The 20,913-nt window shown below is 45.2% G+C and carries 20 protein-coding genes; 15 read left to right on the forward strand and 5 right to left on the reverse strand.

The genetic code is table 11. The annotated features are described in order from the left end of the window. The first annotated feature begins 3 nt into the window (after positions 1 to 3). The 7 genes from ACVBIO_RS05780 to ACVBIO_RS05810 all read left to right on the forward strand — a co-directional run bounded on the left by ACVBIO_RS05780 (position 4) and on the right by ACVBIO_RS05810 (position 8,776). Positions 4 to 1,413 (forward strand): FAD-dependent oxidoreductase, encoded by a 1,410-nt coding sequence (locus tag ACVBIO_RS05780; RefSeq protein WP_447172172.1) that lies wholly within the window; start codon positions 4 to 6, stop codon positions 1,411 to 1,413. 662 nt (positions 1,414 to 2,075) lie between these two features. Then, positions 2,076 to 2,681, forward strand: coding sequence for a transcriptional regulator BetI (betI, locus tag ACVBIO_RS05785; RefSeq protein WP_447172173.1), 606 nt, complete (start codon positions 2,076 to 2,078; stop codon positions 2,679 to 2,681). Further along, entirely contained in the window at positions 2,672 to 4,135 is a 1,464-nt protein-coding gene (gene betB / locus ACVBIO_RS05790; protein ID WP_447172174.1) for a betaine-aldehyde dehydrogenase, read from the forward strand. The genes betI and betB overlap by 10 nt, the downstream gene beginning before the upstream one ends. Positions 4,136 to 4,144: 9 nt before the next feature. Beyond that, complete coding sequence (gene betA, locus ACVBIO_RS05795) at positions 4,145 to 5,842, forward strand: choline dehydrogenase (protein WP_447172175.1); 1,698 nt, start codon at positions 4,145 to 4,147, stop codon at positions 5,840 to 5,842. Positions 5,843 to 6,175: 333 nt separating this feature from the next. Beyond that, a complete protein-coding gene (locus ACVBIO_RS05800; RefSeq protein ID WP_447172176.1) occupies positions 6,176 to 7,393 on the forward strand; it encodes a BCCT family transporter in 1,218 nt (405 codons plus the stop codon). Between the two features lie 29 nt (positions 7,394 to 7,422). Then, positions 7,423 to 8,127 carry a TorF family putative porin gene (locus ACVBIO_RS05805; RefSeq protein ID WP_447163748.1) on the forward strand — a complete coding sequence of 235 codons (705 nt, stop codon included), beginning with the start codon at positions 7,423 to 7,425 and terminating at the stop codon, positions 8,125 to 8,127. Positions 8,128 to 8,293: 166 nt separating this feature from the next. After that, positions 8,294 to 8,776 (forward strand): MarR family winged helix-turn-helix transcriptional regulator, encoded by a 483-nt coding sequence (locus ACVBIO_RS05810; RefSeq protein WP_447160392.1) that lies wholly within the window; start codon positions 8,294 to 8,296, stop codon positions 8,774 to 8,776. A gap of 23 nt (positions 8,777 to 8,799) precedes the next feature. On the opposite strand, the gene ACVBIO_RS05815 is transcribed toward ACVBIO_RS05810, so the two are convergent. The 3 genes from ACVBIO_RS05815 to ACVBIO_RS05825 form a co-directional block, all read right to left on the reverse strand. Beyond that, complete coding sequence (locus tag ACVBIO_RS05815; RefSeq protein ID WP_447163731.1) at positions 8,800 to 9,285, reverse strand: GNAT family N-acetyltransferase; 486 nt, start codon at positions 9,283 to 9,285, stop codon at positions 8,800 to 8,802. Positions 9,286 to 9,311: 26 nt separating this feature from the next. Continuing rightward, positions 9,312 to 9,695, reverse strand: coding sequence for a VOC family protein (locus tag ACVBIO_RS05820; RefSeq protein ID WP_447172177.1), 384 nt, complete (start codon positions 9,693 to 9,695; stop codon positions 9,312 to 9,314). Between the two features lie 65 nt (positions 9,696 to 9,760). After that, a complete protein-coding gene (locus tag ACVBIO_RS05825; RefSeq protein ID WP_447172178.1) occupies positions 9,761 to 10,279 on the reverse strand; it encodes a GNAT family N-acetyltransferase in 519 nt (172 codons plus the stop codon). A gap of 229 nt (positions 10,280 to 10,508) precedes the next feature. Here ACVBIO_RS05825 and ACVBIO_RS05830 point away from each other — a divergent pair, with 229 nt between their 5' ends. From ACVBIO_RS05830 to ACVBIO_RS05855, 6 genes are all read left to right on the forward strand, one after another. Then, positions 10,509 to 11,201, forward strand: a complete 693-nt coding sequence (locus ACVBIO_RS05830; RefSeq protein ID WP_447172179.1) for a 5'-methylthioadenosine/adenosylhomocysteine nucleosidase — start codon at positions 10,509 to 10,511, stop codon at positions 11,199 to 11,201. A 47-nt stretch (positions 11,202 to 11,248) separates the two neighbouring features. After that, positions 11,249 to 12,229, forward strand: a complete 981-nt coding sequence (locus tag ACVBIO_RS05835) for a cobalamin biosynthesis protein CobD/CbiB (protein ID WP_447172180.1) — start codon at positions 11,249 to 11,251, stop codon at positions 12,227 to 12,229. Positions 12,230 to 12,398: 169 nt separating this feature from the next. Then, complete coding sequence (locus ACVBIO_RS05840; protein WP_447160511.1) at positions 12,399 to 12,776, forward strand: DUF2721 domain-containing protein; 378 nt, start codon at positions 12,399 to 12,401, stop codon at positions 12,774 to 12,776. Beyond that, complete coding sequence (locus ACVBIO_RS05845) at positions 12,773 to 13,396, forward strand: trimeric intracellular cation channel family protein (protein ID WP_447160387.1); 624 nt, start codon at positions 12,773 to 12,775, stop codon at positions 13,394 to 13,396. The genes ACVBIO_RS05840 and ACVBIO_RS05845 overlap by 4 nt, the downstream gene beginning before the upstream one ends. Next, on the forward strand, positions 13,396 to 13,875 hold the full coding sequence (locus tag ACVBIO_RS05850) for a nuclear transport factor 2 family protein (protein WP_447160386.1): 480 nt from the start codon (positions 13,396 to 13,398) through the stop codon (positions 13,873 to 13,875). Before ACVBIO_RS05845 ends, ACVBIO_RS05850 begins: the two co-directional genes overlap by 1 nt. 128 nt (positions 13,876 to 14,003) lie before the next feature. Continuing rightward, the gene (locus ACVBIO_RS05855; protein WP_447163735.1) at positions 14,004 to 14,414 is read left to right on the forward strand and encodes a hypothetical protein; all 411 of its coding nucleotides are present in this window, start codon (positions 14,004 to 14,006) and stop codon (positions 14,412 to 14,414) included. A gap of 91 nt (positions 14,415 to 14,505) precedes the next feature. Here ACVBIO_RS05855 and tyrS read toward each other — a convergent pair whose 3' ends face one another. Next, positions 14,506 to 15,702 (reverse strand): tyrosine--tRNA ligase, encoded by a 1,197-nt coding sequence (gene tyrS, locus ACVBIO_RS05860; RefSeq protein ID WP_447172181.1) that lies wholly within the window; start codon positions 15,700 to 15,702, stop codon positions 14,506 to 14,508. Positions 15,703 to 15,829: 127 nt separating this feature from the next. On the opposite strand from tyrS, the gene ACVBIO_RS05865 reads away from it, so the two are divergent. Together ACVBIO_RS05865 and ACVBIO_RS05870 are read left to right on the forward strand one after the other, a co-directional pair. Then, positions 15,830 to 17,260, forward strand: coding sequence for a peptidoglycan DD-metalloendopeptidase family protein (locus ACVBIO_RS05865; RefSeq protein ID WP_447172182.1), 1,431 nt, complete (start codon positions 15,830 to 15,832; stop codon positions 17,258 to 17,260). A gap of 80 nt (positions 17,261 to 17,340) precedes the next feature. After that, entirely contained in the window at positions 17,341 to 18,450 is a 1,110-nt protein-coding gene (locus tag ACVBIO_RS05870; RefSeq protein WP_447172183.1) for an anhydro-N-acetylmuramic acid kinase, read from the forward strand. A gap of 126 nt (positions 18,451 to 18,576) precedes the next feature. Here ACVBIO_RS05870 and ACVBIO_RS05875 read toward each other — a convergent pair whose 3' ends face one another. After that, positions 18,577 to 20,739 carry a winged helix-turn-helix domain-containing protein gene (locus ACVBIO_RS05875; protein WP_447172184.1) on the reverse strand — a complete coding sequence of 721 codons (2,163 nt, stop codon included), beginning with the start codon at positions 20,737 to 20,739 and terminating at the stop codon, positions 18,577 to 18,579. Positions 20,740 to 20,913 lie beyond the last annotated feature (174 nt).

Below are 20,913 nucleotides of genomic sequence, written 5' to 3' on the forward strand. Positions count from 1 at the left end.
AACATGAGCAATGATTTTCAGTTTCTTGAAGTTGGGCGTAAAGACCCAACTAAACATGCAGCTAAACAACGTGCAACGCAGTTTATTGAGATTTACCAGCCCTTTGCCCAACCACAGGTGAAAGAGCAAGCTGACCGCTGTTTAGATTGCGGTAACCCCTATTGTGAATGGAAATGCCCACTGCATAACTACATTCCCAACTGGCTGCAACTGGCCAAACAGGGACGTATTATGGAAGCGGCTGATTTGGTCCACGAGACCAACACCCTGCCCGAGATCTGCGGCCGAGTGTGCCCACAAGACAGGCTCTGTGAAGGGGCTTGTACGCTTAACGAAGAGTTTGGGGCTGTGACTATCGGTAATGTTGAAAAGTACATTACCGATACGGCCATCTCACAAGGCTGGCGCCCCGATATGTCAATGGTTACGCCACGTAAAGAGCGAGTGGCAATTGTCGGCGCAGGACCTGCGGGTCTTGGCTGCGCCGATATTTTAGCTCGCAACGGTATTCAAGCTGTAGTGTTTGATAAAAACGTGCAGATTGGCGGCCTACTCACTTATGGAATTCCGTCATTTAAGCTCGATAAAGAGGTGATGCAAATTCGCCGCAATGTACTTGAGGGTATGGGCATCAAGTTTAAATTAGGTGTCACTGTAGGCAAAGATATCGACTTTAAGCAATTAATTGAACAGTACGACGCCGTATTTCTTGGCATGGGTACCTACACCGCCATGAAAGCCAATCTTGTCGGGGAAGATGCAAGTGGCGTACATCAGGCACTGCCTTACTTAATTGGTAATACCCATAATGTCATGGGGACTGAATGCTTAGATAATCCCTACCTCAGCCTAAAAGACAAACGCGTCGTCGTGCTAGGAGGTGGTGATACTGCAATGGACTGTGTACGCACTGCAGTACGTCAAGGTGCAACGCAAGTCATCTGTGCCTATCGCCGAGATGAGGAGAATATGCCCGGTTCTCGGCGTGAAGTGCAAAATGCTCGCGAAGAGGGTGTTGAGTTTCTGTTTAATCGTCAACCCAGTGAAATTAAAACCATCGACGGTAATGTGGTGGGGATCGAATTTATCGAGACCCTGCTCGGTGAAGCCGATGACAGTGGACGTCGCCGCCCAGAGCCTATAGCAGGCAGTGAACAGGTGCTTGATGCCGATGCCATCATTATCGCCTTTGGTTTCCAACCGAGCCCAGCAAAATGGCTTGATGACTACAACATTGAGCTTAATGACTGGGGCTTAGTCAAAGCGCCAAAAGTCGCCGATAATCCATTTCAAACCAGTAACCCTAAGGTGTTTGCTGGGGGCGACATGGTGCGCGGTTCTGACTTGGTCGTTACAGCTATCGCAGAGGGCCGTGATGCCGCCATGGGCATTTTAAATTACTTAGAAGACTAAATATCTAGAAGAGCACTATTACTTAGAAGAGTAAATTACTTATAAGAGTAAATTACTTATAAGAGTAAATTACTTAAAAAGCTAAATCATCTTTAAAAATGATGGCTTAAAAGCCTCATGTATTTAAGAGATGTATACCTAGTTACTTGTAATTATGCGCTTATGATTGTGCGCTCCCAGTGGAGCGCCTTTTTTTGCCTGCTATTTTTAGCAGTCTGTTAATCTCTATCACTCTCAGCCCCGTCCAGTCCCACCAAAATCCTTATACGTTAAATAGCTACCAGAAAAGAGCACTATCAAAGCAAAGCGTCAAATTTATCAGCTTCACCACTTGCCCCAAACCAGGCGACTTTAATAACGATTACAGCTAAAACTAATTTTTATTCAAAATTAGTTTTAGCTCGTCTGACCTGTTTAAGCAAAATTAAAGCTGGTGATTTATCACTATATAAACAATAACTTGAGAGGAACTAACCACATGCTTAATTCACTAAATTAAATCTGTGAAGCAGTTCTCATTTCCCGATAAAGCTTGATCGTTATAGCTCTAACCATTAGAGTTGTTATTAATTGAACGTTCAATCAACATTCAAAAGCACAAATTCTTCACAAGAGTAAACAAAAAATAACAATAAGAATTAAATTCAGGAATTTGCTTTTATATGCCCCGTCCGCCAATGAAAACCGTCCGCCAACAACAGCTCATCGAAGCCACTCTTGTCTCTGTAGAACGTCATGGGTTGCACAATACGACTATCAATACTATCAGCGGTTTGGCAGGTTTATCTTCTGGGCTAATTAGTCATTACTTCGGCGGTAAACAAGGACTGATTGAAGCAACGCAAAAGTATCTGCTAGATCAACTAAAACAAGCATTATTGAGCCGTACCGCAGGCACAAAACTATTACCACTAGAGCGACTGCACGCCATTGTTGAAGCCAACTTTACTGAGCTGCAGCGTTCAAAACCCGCAACAAAAACCTGGTTAAGCTTTTGGTCACAAGCCATGCACGAGCCAGGCCTTGCTAGGCTACAACACATTAATAGCCAGCGCTTATACAGCAACCTTCTGTTCTCTTTTAAACAACTCCTCCCTAAAGCCAACGCCATTTCCGCGGCCAAGCAGACAGCCGCGATGATCGATGGTTTTTGGCTACGTAGTGCGCTAAGCCCTACTCCAGAGAAAGAGTTTCAGCAGGCCCAAATTCTATCTAAAGCCTTTATCGAGGCAGTGATCATGCAGTACGGAGAAACCCGATGTCACTAGTCGTTTACCGCAATTATATTCACGGCAAAGCTCTCAAAAATACCACAGGCGAAACCTTCGAAGTTATCAATCCAGCTAATGGAGAGGTGAATTATTTAGTCGAAGTCGCCGATGAAACAATCCAACAAGCTGCGATTGAAAGCGCTAAAGCAGGTTTTGAAACCTGGTCAAAAATGACCGCCATAGAACGTAGTCGCATTCTACTTAAAGCCGTAGCACTGCTTCGACAGCGCAACGATGAGTTAGCAGCCATCGAAGTTCAAGATACAGGCAAGCCTTGGCAAGAAGCCTCTGTGGTCGATGTTGTCACAGGCGCAGACTCCATTGAGTTTTTTGCCGGTCTTGCCCCCAGTATTGAAGGCAATCAGCAAACTGTGGGTGATGACTTTTATTACACTCGCCGAGAGCCACTGGGCATTTGCGCCGGCATTGGTGCATGGAACTACCCGCTACAAATCGCTTGCTGGAAAGCCGCTCCCGCGCTGGCCTGCGGTAATGTAATGATCTTTAAGCCATCGGAAGAAACTCCGCTAGGAGCGCTAAAGCTAGCCGAAATCTTTACCGAAGCAGGTGTCCCCGATGGTGTGTTTAACGTTGTTCAAGGCGATGGTCGGGTTGGCGCTTGGCTCACAAACAATGATGACATTGCCAAAGTGTCATTCACTGGCGAAGTGGGCACAGGTAAAAAAGTGATGGCTGCAGCGGCAAGTTCACTCAAAGAAGTCACCATGGAGCTTGGTGGTAAATCACCGCTAATTATCTTCAATGACGCCGACATCGATAACGCCGTTTCAGCAGCCATGTTAGGCAACTTCTACACCCAAGGTGAGATCTGTACCAACGGCACGCGCGTATTTGTGCAACAAGATATCTACCCGCAGTTTATTGAAAAGCTACTAACACGCACTCAAAACAATATCATCTGTGGCGATCCTATGGATCCAGCCACTAACTTTGGCGCGCTGATCTCAAAGGCCCACCAAGAAAAAGTACTGAGCTATATCGAGATAGGTAAAAAAGAGGGTGCCGAGTTATTAGCGGGTGGCCATGCGCTAACACCAGAAAATAGCCCTAATGGCTATTTTGTCGCGCCAACCATCTTTGGTCAGTGCCTTGATGAGATGACACTCAGTAAAGAAGAGATCTTTGGCCCTGTAATGTCAGTGCTGCCCTTTAGTGATGAAGAGGAAGTGGTTCGCCGTGCTAACGATACCCGTTTAGGACTTGCCGCTGGTGTATTTACCCAAGACATTACTCGTGCCCACCGCGTTATTCACCAGATGCAAGCTGGCATATGCTGGATCAACGCCTATGGCGCCTCACCTGCTGAAATGCCAGTAGGGGGTTATAAGATGTCAGGGATTGGCCGTGAAAACGGTAGTGAGACCCTAAAAGCCTATACCCAAATAAAAGCCGTATACGTTGGTATGCAGCCTCTTGAAAGTCCATTTTAAGGAGCTGATATGACGACGAATAATTCACAATATGATTATATTATCGTTGGCGCAGGCAGTGCAGGCTGCGTGTTAGCCAACCGTCTATCAGCCGATAGCAATAATCGTGTGCTGCTGCTTGAAACTGGCGGTAGCGACAGAAGCATCTTTATCCAGATGCCTACTGCGCTGTCAATCCCCATGAATACTAAAAAGTACGCTTGGCAGTTTGAAACTGATGCAGAGCCTCATCTCGATAATCGCCGTATGCATTGCCCACGCGGCAAGGTACTAGGTGGCTCATCATCGATTAACGGCATGGTGTATGTACGTGGCCATGCTCGCGATTTTGATGAATGGCAACAGCACGGTGCAAAAGACTGGGATTACGCCCATTGCCTGCCATATTTCAAAAAAGCGGAAGACTGGGCATTTGGCGGCGATGATTATCGTAGCATTGACGGTCCACTCGGTGTTAACAACGGCAACAACATGAAAAACCCGCTATACAAGGCATTTGTTGCTGCGGGTGTTGATGCCGGTTACATGGCAACTGATGACTATAATGGCGCCCAGCAAGAGGGCTTTGGCCCAATGCACATGACGGTTAAAAATGGCGTGCGCTGGTCAACAGCCAATGCATACTTAAGACCTGCGATGAAGCGTAAAAACTTAACGGTTATCACCCATGCTCAGGTGCACAAGGTACTGTTTTCAACCAAGCAAGGTGAAACGAACAAAGCCGTGGGTGTGCGCTTTGAGCGTAAAGGAAAAATGCTTGATGTGAACGCCAGCAAAGAGGTAGTGCTGTCCGCAGGCTCAATCGGCTCACCGCATATCCTGCAACTATCAGGTGTTGGAGCGGCTGATACCTTAGCCAAGGCAGGCATCGAGCAAGTACATGAGCTGCCGGGTGTGGGTGAAAACCTGCAAGACCATCTTGAGTTTTACTTCCAGTTCAAGTGCCTAAAGCCGATATCGCTTAACGGCAAATTAGACCCACTTAACAAACTGTTTATTGGTAGCCGCTGGATCTTAAACAAGTCTGGTTTAGGCGCGACCAATCACTTCGAGTCTTGCGGCTTTATTCGCTCAAAGGCGGGGCTAGAGTGGCCAGATCTGCAATATCACTTCTTGCCAGCAGCGATGCGCTATGACGGCAAAGAAGCGTTTGCCGGGCATGGTTTTCAGGTGCACATTGGCCACAATAAGCCCAAGAGTCGCGGCAGTGTCAAAGTCATCTCAGATGATCCTAAGCAGGCACCCAGCATTTTATTTAACTACCTGTCTCATCAAGACGATATCGAAGGTTTTCGTGCCTGCGTGCGTCTAACCCGTGAAATCATCAATCAACCTGCGCTCGATGAATACCGCGGTGAAGAAATTCAACCGGGAACTCAGGTACAGACAGATGAGCAGATAGACAGCTTTGTAAGAAGCGCTGTTGAGAGCGCTTACCATCCCTCTTGCACATGCAAAATGGGCGAAGATCCCATGGCTGTTGTCGACTCTGAAACACGAGTCCATGGGCTGCAGAATCTTAGAGTGGTTGACTCCTCTATTTTCCCGACCATCCCCAATGGCAATTTGAATTCGCCGACGATCATGTTAGCCGAGCGCGCTGCCGACTTAATCTTAGGTAATACGCCACTCGCGCCAAGCACAGCAGAAGTGATCATCAGCCAAGATTGGCAACAGCAGCAAAGGCTACGACCACCAGCAAGATAATCGCTTCGGCCTAGTAGGACGCGTCAGTAACTGTGACGCGACTAGCGCTAAGCCAAGCCCCTCCACAAACGAGATGAAGATGTTCGGCAATCCTTCTGCCGCCTCTTCAAACTGTTTACGTATAGGTAGCCAGCCTAAGCCACTGAGGCTAAATGGCACTAATCGCCACGTTTAATTTATCAAACCTTAACTGTCGTAAAAGCGGCAATTAAGGCTTGAGGGATTTTTGCAGCCAAAATTTGGCTAAAAGCGGGCATAACGATAATAAAAACAAGGGATAACCATGCTTTTTAATCAAGAGTTGTACACTACAAATAAGTCAGGAGTTCAAAAATGACCACTTGGCTAACTATAGGGATATTATTCACATTCGCAGCCATTGCCTTTGTGATCTACCGCTGGGGTAACGTCAAATGTGTCGGTGTCACGCCGGTGCGTACCTTTACCTTTATCGCCATCCTGTTTACTTCAGGTTTGGACGTTGGCTTAATCATGTTCCCGCTCACCGAGTTTGCAGGCTACGCAGACTTAGGCGCGAGCCCTGAGTATGGTTTTACCAATCCATTGGCGATTGAGTTTGGTTTTTGGGCATTCTTAATTTGGGCATTTTACTTCTTAACTTGCTTCTATTTTTGTGTGATCGAGCCAAGAGTGAAGTTCTTTGAAATTCCAGTGATTAAGTTCATTAATAACTTAGTGATTATCGGCACCTGTGCCTTTACCGCATATCTATTGTTAACCAACTTACCTTGGTATCTGCCAGAAATGGGCGATGGTGAGTCGATAGTCAGCAGCTTTTATCTGATTGTATTTGTGATTATTGCTGCGGCCGTATATTCAAGCACTAGTATCCGTTATGTACGCCTGCTCAGCTTAGCAAGTACTTGGTTATTCTTAGGTTTAATCGTACTGATGTGGGCTGGGGCGTTTATGTCAAAAGAGTCGGGCGTGGGCGAATTCGTCAATACCTTTGCCTTAATTGGTGACTACTTTGGCAATATCCATCACTTCGTACTGCCGATGAACGATTACCACGAGTTCTACCTATTCTGGTGGTTTGCTTGGAGCATCATGATCGGTCAGTTCACATCACGCTTTGTTGGCGGTATGAAGACCTATCAAGTGTTGATTGCCATGATGGTATTCCCATCCTTGCCAATTGCCGTGTGGTTTACCGTTCTGTACTACTACAGCGCCAATGAGATCGCCACCACAGGCTTCTATAACCTCGCTATGGTGATGGTTGGTGTCACCTTTGTGATTAACTCACTCGACTCGTTAATTCGTCTCTACACAGATAACCTAAACCTAACCGTTGAGCGCTTTGGCAAGGCTAAGTACATCTTAGGTAATCTCGTCTTAATGAGTGGCCTCACTCTGTTATTCCAGCTTAACTTCCTAGAAATTCAGTGGGTTGGTGCCCTAGCTATTGGCCTGATTTTAGGCTGCTTTGGTTACATCTTAGCGACTAAGTATAAGAAAGTGGCTGCGATTGAGCACTCACCAACAGAAAACAAAATTGATTTTAGCAAAATTGAATTAGCTAACTAAAAAGAAACAAAGGAAAAGAAAGACAAATGATGAAAACAACAATTAAAAATCTAGCGCTACTGGGTCTAATCGCATTGCCAACAACGGCTATAGCCGGTGTTAGCTCAACGATTAATGCCACTTCTGACTACACCTTTAACGGTGTAAGCCAAACAGATAATGGCCCTGCTTTGCAGGCAAGCCTAGATTACGCCGCCGATGCGGGTTGGTATGTGGGTACTTGGGCATCGAACGTTGATTACGGTTCAGGCGATGACACCTGGTTAGAACTCGATTTTTACGGCGGAATGTTCTTCCAGCTCAGCGAAAGCGTATCACTCGATGCCGGTATCGCTTATTACACTTACCATGGTGACTCGTTCTCAGATGAGTACCAGTATCCAGAGGTATACACTAAATTTGGCTATGGGTCATCGGTTGGTCAAACAGAGCTCAACTTCTGGTACACATGGGATTACTTCGGTGTAGATGCGGGTCATTACATCATGATGGCAGCGCACACATTTAGCATTGCCGAAGGTCACGACATTCGTATCAGTTTTGACCGTTCAACATCAACGGATGTGAACAAGTGGTCTTGGGATGGCAATAAATCTTATAACCATTACCGCGCAGAATACATGACAAGCTGGAAAGGGTTTGACTTTAACCTAGCCGTTGAAGATACCAGCATGGACATAGACACAGCCGATACTCGCGCCGTGTTATCGGTTGCAAGAACCTTTAACTTCTAAAGGACTCGTCGCACACTGAAGCTTGCACCTAGCATAAATAGTGCGGTATAACGCTGGTCGTTGTACCGCACTATTTTAATTACAGCGATAAAAGACAATCATATTCGCTCATTAATACCTATCAGTATAAGCATACCGGCAAAGGCCTTTTGGCCAAGGAAAACAGATGGAAAAGTACGAACAATTATTGATTTCACTGCGCCGAGTGATCCGAGCTATTGATATCCATTCACGCCAACTCAACAAGCAATCTGGCTTAACGGGTCCGCAGCTAATGGTGATGCAAAGTATTGAACAGCTTGAAACTCCGCTAGCAAAAGACGTCGCTAAAGAGGTCGCACTCAGTCCTGCAACTGTGACAACAATTATTGATCGGCTAGAAAGCCGTGAACTCGTCGTTAGAACACGCAGCGAGACCGATAAACGCAAAGTTATCCTATCACTGAGTGAGGCAGGTAAAGCATTACTGAGCAGCTCGCCTAAGCCATTACAAGAGCACTTTATTACACGCTATCAAAATCTTGAACAGTGGGAGCAAAGCCAACTGTTGTCATCAGTTGAGCGCATTGCCGCCATGATGGACGCCGAAGAGCTCGACGCCGCCCCAGTGCTGTTGGTGGGCCAAATTCAGGCAGATGAACAAACTTAACAGATGCCTGCTCTAACCTTTATCTAAAGTGAAGTAAGCTTTAATGTCATAAAGCTGCTGTAAGGGTCTTGCTTATAATCGGCAAACGGCGCGCACTCGCTAAAACCAAATTGCTCATACAACCTCTTGGCGGGTATAAACGCTGCCATAGAGCCGGTCTCAAGGCTGAGTCTTTGGTAACCTCGTAATCTCGCCTCTGCAATGATGTGCGCTAATAATTGTTGTGCAACACCCTGACGTAAAAAATCAGTGGATGTGCGCATCGACTTAATTTCACCATGGGTACGATCCAGTTGTTTTAGAGCGCCGCAACCTGCGAGTTGCTCCCCCTCATTATTATCTTGAGCTGATGCCCAAAGGCTCCAGAAGCTGACATCGTCAGCTTCCAGCCCAGAACCATCGAGTGCATGAACACTTTCAGGCGGAGAGTGAGACGCCATATCTTGATGGTGCTCTTTTAATAGTGACAGCACCTGCTCGTCACGTAATAAGCCTAGTTTGATTTGCATTTTTCTCTCAATCTCTATCTAACTGTTCATATTCGCCACGGCGGATTCAGTCGGTTCTCGCCCGCCCAGTAGAGCTTAATTTTATTGCCTGATGGGTCGTGCAATACCGCCTCACGCCACAAATAAGCTTGATCCGTTGGCTCTTGAGCAAACTCAATGCCCGTTTGCTTTAGCTCGCTAACCCACTCATCGAGCTTCTCATGTTCGAAATAGATTATGGCTCCACAGGCTTTTCTATTATTACCGAAATCACCCTCTTCCAAAGACAACGAAAATGTTGCCTCCCCCTCTGGACACTCAAAACGCGCATAGTGCGGCGTATCGACAATCAGCTCAAACCCTAAGGTCAAATAGAATTGTACCGCCTGAGGCATATTGTCTACTGGCAAGGTAACTTGATTTAGGTTCACTTGGCCCTCCTTGTAAACTAGTTAAAAAATCTTTTTAGCCCTGATTATGTAATCAACAAAATGATTCAGGTTATAACTGCATCAGATCTTAGCAAAGAGAATACGTTTAAATCGTGGTAAGCACCCTTCCAATAACCATGCTCTCTTAAAATACCGTCGCATTTAAAACCTAACTTTTTCAAGACAGCTTCAGAGCCATGATTACCAATCATGGTATAGGCTTCGATTTTATTGACATGCTCAGGGCACTGCTCAGAAAATGAAAACTCGATAAGTTTAGCTATTGCCTCAGTTGCATAACCCTTGCCCCAATACTCTTTAAAGAATTCATATCCAATAACGGCAACATGGTTACTGCATTCAAAGCGATTAATTCCACATCCCCCCAAAAGCTTGTGGGTTACTTTATCGCGAATGGCCCATCGAATACCCTCGCCTTGTTCAAAGCGCTTAGTATCATTATTGATTAACTCAACGGCTTGCGCTTCATGACTAAAATCTAAATCATAAAACTGGATCACTTCGGGGTCTGAAAACATCTGTAAAATAAGTTTTGAATCAGCAAGCACTTGCTGATTTAACATTAGCCTGTCGGTCTCTAACTGCGGAAATGGTACCATATTTCGCTAAAATCCCTTTTTCAATCAAGATGAAGAATGATTGACTGTAATGAATATTATAAACCTACCACTGTGACCAAAGTGAAACAATCTACACGCCACCTCTCATCTTACCTTCAAGGCTTTTTCACTAACGCAAAGCGCCGTGGTATATTAGCGCCCATATTCATTCAGGTAGTAAAAAGGTCATTTCATGAAAATCGGTATTATTGGCGCTATGGAGCCAGAAGTTGCGCACTTAGTTGAGTCGATGCAAAATCCAAGCTCTACAACCATTGCGGGTATCGAGTTTGTTGCGGGTCAACTTGCGGGTAAAGACGTAATCGTCACTCGCTCTGGTATTGGTAAAGTCACTGCAAGTGTTGCGACTGCGCTACTTATCGAAAAGTACGCGCCAGATGCCATTATTAACACGGGCTCAGCCGGTGGTTTTGTTGATGATTTAGCCATTGGCGATATCGTTATCTCATCTGAAGTGCGTCACCATGATGTTGATGTAACTGCGTTTGGTTATGAAATTGGCCAGATGGCGCAGCAACCTGCAGCGTTTATCCCTGATGCAAAATTGGTTGCAGCAGCACAAAAAGCGGTTGCTAGCCTTGGCGAAGTAAAAGCGATTGAAGGTCTGATTTGTACTGGCGATAGCTTTATTTGCGATCCGCTGCGCACTAAGACCATGCTTGAGAACTTCCCAACAATGGCAGCATGTGAAATGGAAGGCGCTGCAATCGCGCAAGTTTGTCATCAGTTTAGCGTACCGTTTGTGGTTATCCGCTCACTGTCTGACAATGCTAACAACGACTCGCCTGTGGATTTTGACGAGTACATTGTAAAAGCAGGTCATCACTCAGCATTGATGGTTATCGCTCTGCTTGAGCAGCTTTAATAAGCTACGTAACGCAAAGCTCTAAAATATAAGGATAGCGCAGCGATATGGTGCCAGAGTTTACTAAAATCTTTTCTCAAGATAGTCAGCTTTACACTGGAGCCTTAGTGTTATTAATGTCAATTTTGTTGGCACGAATTGCCCCTCTTCCGCGCAATCTGCAGCCACTTGAATGGTTATCTCAAGTGGCTAAAAACTTAAGCACTAAAGTTAACCATGTCGACCGCGCCCCGTCACAGCAGTTAATCGCCGGCTCCCTAGCCATGTTACTGTTAATCGTTCCTTTTTGGGCAGTGATAAGTTTTCTGATAGAACTCGCTGAGTTCCCCTGGTTCTTTGAAGCCGTGGTGATTTACCTGTGCTTGCAGGACGATCATTTTCGCTATATTGCCAATGAAGTGATGATCTCGATTAAAGGGGACAATAAAGTTCGAGCCCGTGGCCTTTTAGAGCCTTGGCTAAATCGCAGCACCTATTCTCTTTCTAGCGTTGGTCTGTGTAAGGCCGCTATCGAACGACTCTCGACCACTTCAATCTACGGTACTGTTTCAGCCATCTTGTTTTATGCTATTGGCGGCATCCCACTGCTCATTGTGGCAAGAATGATTAAACAGCTTGAGTTTTGCTGGCCGGTTTATAATCCACTTTACCGCTTCTTTGGTATGCCTATATATATACTCAGTACTATAGTCCACTATATTCCAGCCAAACTATGGAGCCTAAGCCTTGCCATTCAAGGTGGCCCAAAAAGCCTTGCGACCCTGTTTCGCCCAAAAGTGAATACGACCCCATTAAATGAATATCAAACCTGCGAAGTTGTCGCCTGTGCATTAGCGATTGAACTTGGCGGACCAATTAAATTTAAAGAACTTAGGGTAGATACCCCGAAGGTGTCTTACGGTTCTCTCCCCGATGAAAATGATCTAGTTCGCGCGATTAAACTCAACTCAATCGCCTTTAGCCTTTGGGCTTTGGCTATTGTCGTCTTGCCGGGAATATGGGCACTGTTACGGGTAATGCAGGGGTGATTTCGCTGGCTTATAAACCTAAGCATTGAATTTTATTTAATTACCCCACTTTACCGCTGTTTATTTAGCCTGCGGATTGTAATCATCTTGTATAAATTGTTGGCGTTGGTATCATCCTTTAAACTTGTTGTGTTGACTCATTTTAGGGCTGAATCCATTGTTTGATAATATTCATGTTTCGCTAACCACGCCTGCTTTACTCTTTCCTGCCATCTCTTTGCTATTGCTGGCGTATACCAACCGTTTCTTTTCGTTAGCGGCACTTATCCGTAATTTGAGCGCTGATGGCAAGCCCATAAACCATAGCCAATTAAAAAACCTTCGTCAGCGAATTAGCATCATTAAGCGTATGCAAGAGTCTGGAGCATTAAGCTTCGCTCTGTGTGTGCTGTGCATGATTTTTATCTACGTTGGCTTTAACAAAGTCGGCGCGTTTATCTTTGGTTGTAGTCTATTCTTACTCTTATATTCACTACTGCTTTCAGTGATTGAAATTCGTATCTCTGTCGATGCACTTAATATTCATCTACAAGAGTTGGATAAATGATCGATTGGATCTATTTTTTTGACCTTTGCGGTACAGCAGTATTTGCATTATCAGGTGCACTCGCTGCCGGTAGGCACAAAATGGACCCCTTTGGCGTACTGGTACTTGCGTCGGTAACCGCCATTGGCGGTGGCAGTATTCGTGACGCCCTGTTGGGCGCCACCCCCGTCTTTTGGATCCAGGACCCTAACTACATTACGGTGATTTTAATTACCGTGATACTGACCTTTATTTTTGTACGTAAGCCTAAACGAGTACCACGCTATATTTTACCTGTTGCCGATGCGCTCGGATTGGCGCTATTTACTGTAATTGGTGTAGAGAAAGCACTAAATTTAGAACTCAGCGGTATGACTGCCGTGATCATGGGTTTAATCACTGGTGTAGGCGGTGGTATTATTCGCGACCTGCTTTGTCAGCAAGTTCCTATGGTGCTTCGCACTGAGATTTATGCAACCGCATCGATAATGGGCGGGATCTGCTATACCATTAGCCTACATTGGGGAGCCGCCGATATGTTTGCTTTATTATTTGCAATGAGTACCGCACTCGTGATTAGATTAGCGGCAATCCGTTGGCACCTTTCATTACCTGCTTTTGATTTAAAGACACCACAATAATGAGATTAGCTTTTTTGAGTTTTGTATTTGTACTGTTTAGCTTTCCGGCTTTCGCTAATGTTGGCGACATGCCAAAAGAGCAGCAGTTGGCGATCAAGTATATTCAGGCGCTGACTCATCAAGATTATTCTAGCCTGAGCGCTTTTTACAATCGTGATAGCGTGTTTAACGATAAAACGGCCGGGCGTAAATACACTGGCAAACGCCACATTCTACAATTTTTAAAACGAGCCCACAGCGGCGTACTTGAATATGACTTTAACATTGAGCATATGTTTAACTCCGGCTCACTCGTGGTCTTGATAGGTAATTACCGTTACAAGGGGCCTGGCGAGCAATTTGGAAAGCCTGGGCGCATCATTAATATCGCCATTCCAGGTGTTACAACGCTAAGCTTAGACATGACTCATGAGCGGGTAAAAGAGCATCAAGATTTGATGGACTATCAAACCATGTCGGATCAACTCTCTGTTCAGTAACCCTTAAACCTCACAGCCGTTTTAACTCGCAATAACTTACCGACTCAGCTCACAATTTACTCGCAACGTGGAAACTTTTCTGCGTTCACCTGTCAAAGTATTAGGTACTTTGTATTTCGTAGGTTGTTATGAGTGTCATCAATGCTTTTCGAGCTATTATTATCTTGCTTCCACTGCTATGTGGTTCCGCCTTTGCGCTAGAGCAGCCCATAGTGGTGTCTTTTGCGGACCAACCTATCGTTAAGTTTAATCAAAAACTTGAGATCGCCCAGCACCAAAAACGCAGCTGGAGCACGCAACCAGAATCGATTTCGGCTCACTATGCAGGGACTAACTTCTTGCTCGCTAAAGTTAAACAATACCAGGGCAAAGTGGTGACGTATAACGTCAGCGCGGCAAAAGGCGAACACCCTAAGATGTTATTGATTATTTCGATGGAAAAACACAAAGATAAATGGGTTTTAGATGCGGCAAGGTTAACTTGGCAATGTAAAAACGGCCTGCATTTTGGCACAGACCGCTGTTCACAGAACCATTAACGACAAGTTAATGGCTTTAGCTTTTTAAACAGGGGCACACTATCTAAACATGTTTATAGGTTTCGCAGCGCAGCCCTCTGATTTAATGCTTCTACACCAGAGTGATTTTAGCAAACTTACGCTTGCCCACTTGGAATACCGCTGAGGTACCGGCATTAAGTTGAAGACGAGTATCTTCAATCTTATCGCCATCAATCTTAGCTGCACCTTGCTTAATCATCCTCATTGCATCAGAAGTCGAGCTGACAAGCCCAGCTTCTTTTAGCAAGTTAGCAATCGCAATACCGTCACCAGCAGCAATCTCTAACTCTTCGATATCATCAGGGATATTGCCTTTTTGGAAGCGACTAATAAACTCTTGATGCGCAGCTTCAGCTGCCGCTTCGTCGTGGAAGCGTGCAATGATCTCTTTAGCCAGTGCAATCTTCACATCACGTGGGTTAGCACCCGCTTCGACGTCTGCTTTAAACTGCTCAATCTCAGTCAACGGACGGAAAGACAGTAGCTCAAAGTAGCGCCACATCAACACGTCTGAAATCGACATGATCTTACCGAACATCTCACCTGCAGGCTCGCTCACACCAATATAGTTGTGTGCTGACTTAGACATCTTCTTAACGCCGTCTAAACCTTCAAGCAGTGGCATCATGATCACAGTCTGTGGCTTTTGACCCGCAGATTTTTGTAATTCACGGCCCATCAGCAGGTTAAACTTCTGATCAGTACCACCGAGCTCAACATCAGCCTCTAGTGCAACCGAGTCATAACCCTGTAGCAATGGATACATGAATTCGTGGATCGCAATTGACTGACCTGAACCATAACGCTTTTTAAAGTCGTCACGTTCCATCATGCGGGCAACCGTTTGCTGTGAAGCAAGACGGATCATACCGGCAGCACCAAGCGGCTCTAACCAAGTAGAGTTAAACTCGATACGGGTTTTAGCTGGATCTAAGATCTTATAAACCTGTTGCTTATAAGTCTCAGCATTGGCAAGCACTTGCTCACGGGTTAATGGTGGACGAGTGCTGTTCTTACCACTTGGGTCACCGACCATACCAGTGAAGTCACCAATCAAAAAGATCACTTCATGACCTAGCTCTTGGAAGGTACGCATCTTGTTCAAAATAACCGTGTGGCCAAGATGAATATCAGGAGCGGTTGGGTCGGCACCGAGTTTAATTTTTAACGGGCGACATTCTTTCAACTTCTCCAGTAGATCCGCTTCGAGTAATATCTCGTCGGTGCCACGTTTTATTTCTGCTAATGCTTGCTCTAAATCAGCCATATCGGCGCTTACTCCTGGGAGCCTAATCAAAAAAATATGGGCACTCATGTTACTTGTTAGCAAGCACAAATGAAAGTGTGTACACTAAAGGGATCAATAAGAAAGAGTGAATTTGGTATCAAGGTCAATGGGAAAGGTTATAACTTTATTTAAATTACTGCCAAAATTACATCAAATGCTCTTGTGCGGTTTAGTTTTTGTCACGCTAATCATTATTTTTTTGCCGTCCGATGATGTGCAAGCGTCCAAGCAAACGCCATCAGCAAATGGCGAATATGACGTTAATACCCGTTATGACGTGCCGCTGGCTTTTAGAAAACCAACACCACCATCGGCAGCGATGAGCGAGTCGACCCCGACTGAGCACAATAACACCCGTATAGCCACTCACATAGAGAACGGTCTCGAACAAACCAATAAGCAGCCACTCGCTCAAGCGTCTGAGAAGCCCCTTACTGCCATTGCTGTTACGCCAACATTAAACGAAAAACGTTTCCAAGTTAAAAGTGGCGATACTCTAGCAGCACTGTTTACTCGTGCAGGCTTAACGGCAAAAGATGTCTATGATGTCACCCAGCTCCCTAAAGCTAAAAAAAATCTACTGAAAATCATGCCTGGCGATAATTTAGTTATTGCTAAAAGTGAAGACGGCAAACTGGTTCAACTTAGGTATCATCTCGACAAAATCACCACCCTAATCGTTGATAATGCCCCAAGCGGTTATCAAGAGCACATTGTCACTAAAAAGGTTGAAGCGCGCTCTAAATTTGCCAGTGCGACCATTGAGAATAACTTCTGGAATGCAGGAGTTAACGCAGGACTGACGCCAAATCAAATCATGCAGCTAGCCACCATTTTCGGCTGGGATGTCGATTTTGCCTTAGATCTTCGTAAAGGCGATCAGTTTGCGATGATCTTTGAAGAAGAGTATGCCGATGGCGAGTTCTTAAAAAACGGTAATATTCTGGCGGCCGAATTTACCAACCAAGGCGATCGCTATACCGCGGTTAGGTATAAAGACGGTACCTACTACTCAGAAGAGGGCCGCAGCATGCGTAAAGCCTTCTTGCGCTCCCCGGTGGACTTTAAATATGTCAGCTCAAGCTTCAACCCCCGTAGACTGCATCCAGTAACGGGCCAGGTTAAGGCCCACCGAGGTGTTGATTACGTTGCCGCTGTTGGAACTCCGATTAAAGCGGCGGGTAACGGCCGAGTTATTAAGTCTAGTTATAATAAATACAATGGTAACTATGTGTTTATTAAGCATAACGATACCTATACCACCAAGTATCTTCATCTGACCAAGCGTAATGTAAAAACCGGACAATCAGTTAAGCAGGGGCAGATTATTGGTACCCTTGGCTCCACAGGCCGGGTAACAGGCCCACATCTTCACTATGAATTTATCGTTAACGGCGTTCACCGCAATCCTCGCACCATTAAGTTGCCTAAATCTGAGCCTATCGCAAAGAAAGAAAAGGCCCAATTTGCTACGCTTAGTAAGACAATGATGGCAGAGCTTGAACATAACAAACAGGTACAGATTGCAGCGCATTAGCGCTGCTGTTCTCATTAACACTGCCAGCGTTTTTTTCGTTGCTGGCAACAAGTACCCATTAGGTTTATAGGTCCAATACGATGAATAACAGTTATTACATAGGCTTGATGTCGGGCACCAGTATGGACGGCGTTGATGCGGTTCTAGTGAACTTTGACCATGACCAGCCAAGGCTTATTGCAACTCATACAGAAGAGTTACCCCGTGCTTTACTCATTAGCCTACAAAAGCTTTGCCTACCGGGTAACGATGAAATAAACCGCCTTGGTCACCTCGACCGCACGATGGGAAAACTATTCGCCAAGGCCGTCAATGCATTGCTTGAAAAAACCAACGTCGATAAGTCGCAGGTCATTGCCATCGGTAGCCATGGGCAAACCGTACGCCACATGCCTAATCTTGAAATGGGCTTCACCCTACAGATCGCCGATCCTAATACTATTGCTGTTGAAACTGGCATAAATGTGATTGCTGACTTTAGGCGTAAAGATGTGGCTCTTGGTGGCCAGGGTGCACCTTTAGTGCCCGCTTTTCATCAACACGTGTTTGCTAGCCCAAACCACCCACGCATTATCCTCAATATCGGCGGCATTGCTAATGTGACGTTCTTGCCGGGTAACACTCAAGATGTCACCGGTTTTGATACAGGCCCGGGTAATGGCTTAAGTGATGCCTGGATCCAGCATCAGCTTGGACAACCCTTTGATAAAGATGGCGAGTGGGCAAAGTCAGGAACCACGGATCAACAGATGCTGCAGCATCTACTGTCACACCCCTACTTTGCGCTTGCAGCGCCTAAAAGTACCGGGCGAGAGCTATTTAACCAAGCCTGGGCCGAACAGCAATTATCTGAATTTGGTCATTTAACTGAAGCAGATATTCAATCTACCCTGCTTGATTTAACCTGTTACAGCATCGCCAATGACGCTTTATTGTTATCAGATAATGCTGAGCTCTATGTCTGTGGCGGCGGAGCCTATAATTGCGAGTTAATGCACCGCTTACGCAAGCTGCTCCCCAATTACAAGGTGGTCACGACCGCAGAGCTAGGTATGGACCCACAATGGGTTGAAGCCATTGCTTTTGCTTGGCTGGCGATGAGACACCACAATGGTTTACCGGGCAACTTACCTGCGGTGACCGGCGCCTCTAGAGAAGCAATACTAGGCTCTTTCCACCCTGCAGATTAATCTATTATCCTATAAAGTTAGCGAATAGAATTAGTCTATACAATTAGCCAGTACGCTCATCTGTACTGGCTATCCTTACTGCAAAAAAACGACTTAATGTTATTTTTAATCTGCCTGCAATTCAATTTAATACAGTAACTTATGCTGTAGCTTTATCACATCACGCTTGTAGTTTTGCGATAAGGTCATCAGCAAGCTGTTATTACTGCTGATATAAGTCATCGCTCCTGAGCGTGGAATACTGCCCGATGGTAACTTCAAAATAGGCGTGATAAGCCCAGTATTGAATCGCCAAAAATTAATGAGCTGAAATCCACTACGACTCTTTCTAAAATAAACCCCTTTATCGGTTGCGACCCAGTTATAGCCTTCTCCGAAATGATTGGCACTGATCAGCTCGTTTAACTCACCAGGATTTGTCAGCGACAGCATCCACAGACCGTTTTTCCCAAGCTGGGTAAAGACTAATTTATCTTCTGCTATCATCTTGCCTAAACGCATATCGATTGGGCTTATCACCTGAGGTAAACGGTTATCAAGATAGAACTCAGTGATGCCATCTTTACTGCTTGCCAGCACCATATCATCATTCCAGCCCCAACTTGGACGGTTATGATCAAGGTACGGCGTCGCAAGAATGCTGATATTAGAGGTATTCATATCTAACACATGAATTTTATTGCCCTCATTTTTATCATCCGGTGCTAAAAAGGCCACCTTAGTGCCATCATGGGACCAGCTTGGATAAGCCACGCGGCGCTTAAGGTCAGTATGCTGACGCCTTTGCTGACCTGTTGCATCACTGCTCCAGATCTCATTAAACCCAGTTTCGTTGGACACATAGACAATTCGCTTAGTGACCGAGGAGTAATCTGGATTTCGATAGCTGTATTCAACTTGTAACAGTGGAAAGGTTGCTGTGGGAATCGATTGTTCTAGTGCAAACGAAGCCACCTGATAGTCGCGCATATAGTTGGAGTAGACCAGCTCATCACTATGAGGGATTGAGCGCGGGTAGCTCATACCTTCCACATCTAACGGCAAGATCTGTTTATTATCAATGCCCACTATATAGCCATTTCTGACCCCTGAATTTTCTGTGCTAAAAATCAGGCGCTCACTATCTTGATGCCAACTCAGGCCACGAATATCTTCCAAGCCATAAGTTAAGCGTTGCTCCTCGCCTGTTTGGGTATGTAGTATAAAGATATCTTCCGAAATGTTACCAAATCGGCGCGCAACAGCGAGCCAACTGCCATCGGGACTAAAGGCCACATCTCGGTCTCGGTAGCTGCAATTCTCAGTACAAGATAAGCGTTTAGGCTCTTCGCCTTGGGTGAGTAGAGACAACTCATAAAGACCCGAACCAAATCCCTCTCCCCCGTCCCAGATATACACTAGGCGACCACCGTCTGGAGCAATATCGATAGCCGAACTATAGGTGTAACAATCACCGAGTTTACGAGCTTCATTACTGTCTAAGTCAAGCTGAGTCAAATAACACTTATCCTCACTGCGATGCTCTGAACCATAATACAGCGCGCTGCCAGTAGCACTCCAAACAGCTCTAATTTCTGCTGTTTTTGTTGAAGTCAGTCGTTTTGGCGTTTCGGTAGGATTTTGCAGATCTTTAAGATAAAGGCTGGCGTATTTGTTATTACCACGACTGCCATACACTAGCCAACGACCATCGGGGGAAACCGCAGGGTAAAGCTCAGATCCCGCAGCAGAGGTTAAATTTTGCTTAACTGTCGGCACGTATCGAATACTGTCTTGATATAAATGATAGCCCCAAGATATTGCTATTAAAGCTAAAACTAGCCCACCAGCAAATGCCAACCTTTGATTAAACTGGGTTAAACGGCTAATCTTCAATTGAGCCTGTAAAAACAGGTCTAGCTCATCGACTAAGTCAGCATCGCTAAACTGGGGCTCAAGCAACAAACGGTAGCCCATCTTACGTACAGTCTCTATAACTTGCTCACTATCACTGCTTTGAACACTGCCTTGATTAAGCTGTTTTCGTAGATGCCAGATAGCATTAGTTAATGCTTTACTGCCAACATAGCTATTACCTTCCCAAATATTGTCTATTAGCTCTTCTCGAGTCACGACCTTAGGGTATTGCCGAGCAAGATAGCTTAATACTTCAATAAATTTTGGCTGAATGGAGACTTTGTTTGAAGGTTCGTCAGTCAATGCCGCATCAAAAAAATTAAGACTGTTATCGCTAGGGTTAACCTCACAAAGTCCTAATCTAAAAATGGCCTCTTTTTTTATTTCTCTCATTAATACTCCTGCTACCGCTCATATTTCTGTCATCAACAATCTCAAACCCGACCTAAAACTCACATCTATTCAACATAGATATTGCGATAACAACAGCACCAAAATACACGCTAAGCCAGTGAAAGTAAAAGCAATAGAGATTAAATAGACATATAAACAACAAATAAACGACCC

The sequence above is a fragment of the Shewanella sp. 0m-8 genome (assembly GCF_052977265.1).

Bases quoted from the DNA above. Each gene is read 5' to 3' on its own strand.
- ACVBIO_RS05780 (WP_447172172.1), top strand. From the start codon at position 4: ATGAGCAATGATTTTCAGTTTCTTGAAGTTGGGCGTAAAGACCCAACT.
- betI (WP_447172173.1), top strand. From the start codon at position 2,076: ATGCCCCGTCCGCCAATGAAAACCGTCCGCCAACAACAGCTCATCGAA.
- betB (WP_447172174.1), top strand. From the start codon at position 2,672: ATGTCACTAGTCGTTTACCGCAATTATATTCACGGCAAAGCTCTCAAA.
- betA (WP_447172175.1), top strand. From the start codon at position 4,145: ATGACGACGAATAATTCACAATATGATTATATTATCGTTGGCGCAGGC.
- ACVBIO_RS05800 (WP_447172176.1), top strand. From the start codon at position 6,176: ATGACCACTTGGCTAACTATAGGGATATTATTCACATTCGCAGCCATT.
- ACVBIO_RS05805 (WP_447163748.1), top strand. From the start codon at position 7,423: ATGAAAACAACAATTAAAAATCTAGCGCTACTGGGTCTAATCGCATTG.
- ACVBIO_RS05810 (WP_447160392.1), top strand. From the start codon at position 8,294: ATGGAAAAGTACGAACAATTATTGATTTCACTGCGCCGAGTGATCCGA.
- ACVBIO_RS05815 (WP_447163731.1), bottom strand. From the start codon at position 9,285: ATGCAAATCAAACTAGGCTTATTACGTGACGAGCAGGTGCTGTCACTA.
- ACVBIO_RS05825 (WP_447172178.1), bottom strand. From the start codon at position 10,279: ATGTTAAATCAGCAAGTGCTTGCTGATTCAAAACTTATTTTACAGATG.
- ACVBIO_RS05830 (WP_447172179.1), top strand. From the start codon at position 10,509: ATGAAAATCGGTATTATTGGCGCTATGGAGCCAGAAGTTGCGCACTTA.
- ACVBIO_RS05835 (WP_447172180.1), top strand. From the start codon at position 11,249: ATGGTGCCAGAGTTTACTAAAATCTTTTCTCAAGATAGTCAGCTTTAC.
- ACVBIO_RS05845 (WP_447160387.1), top strand. From the start codon at position 12,773: ATGATCGATTGGATCTATTTTTTTGACCTTTGCGGTACAGCAGTATTT.
- ACVBIO_RS05850 (WP_447160386.1), top strand. From the start codon at position 13,396: ATGAGATTAGCTTTTTTGAGTTTTGTATTTGTACTGTTTAGCTTTCCG.
- ACVBIO_RS05855 (WP_447163735.1), top strand. From the start codon at position 14,004: ATGAGTGTCATCAATGCTTTTCGAGCTATTATTATCTTGCTTCCACTG.
- tyrS (WP_447172181.1), bottom strand. From the start codon at position 15,702: ATGGCTGATTTAGAGCAAGCATTAGCAGAAATAAAACGTGGCACCGAC.
- ACVBIO_RS05865 (WP_447172182.1), top strand. From the start codon at position 15,830: ATGGGAAAGGTTATAACTTTATTTAAATTACTGCCAAAATTACATCAA.
- ACVBIO_RS05870 (WP_447172183.1), top strand. From the start codon at position 17,341: ATGAATAACAGTTATTACATAGGCTTGATGTCGGGCACCAGTATGGAC.
- ACVBIO_RS05875 (WP_447172184.1), bottom strand. From the start codon at position 20,739: ATGAGAGAAATAAAAAAAGAGGCCATTTTTAGATTAGGACTTTGTGAG.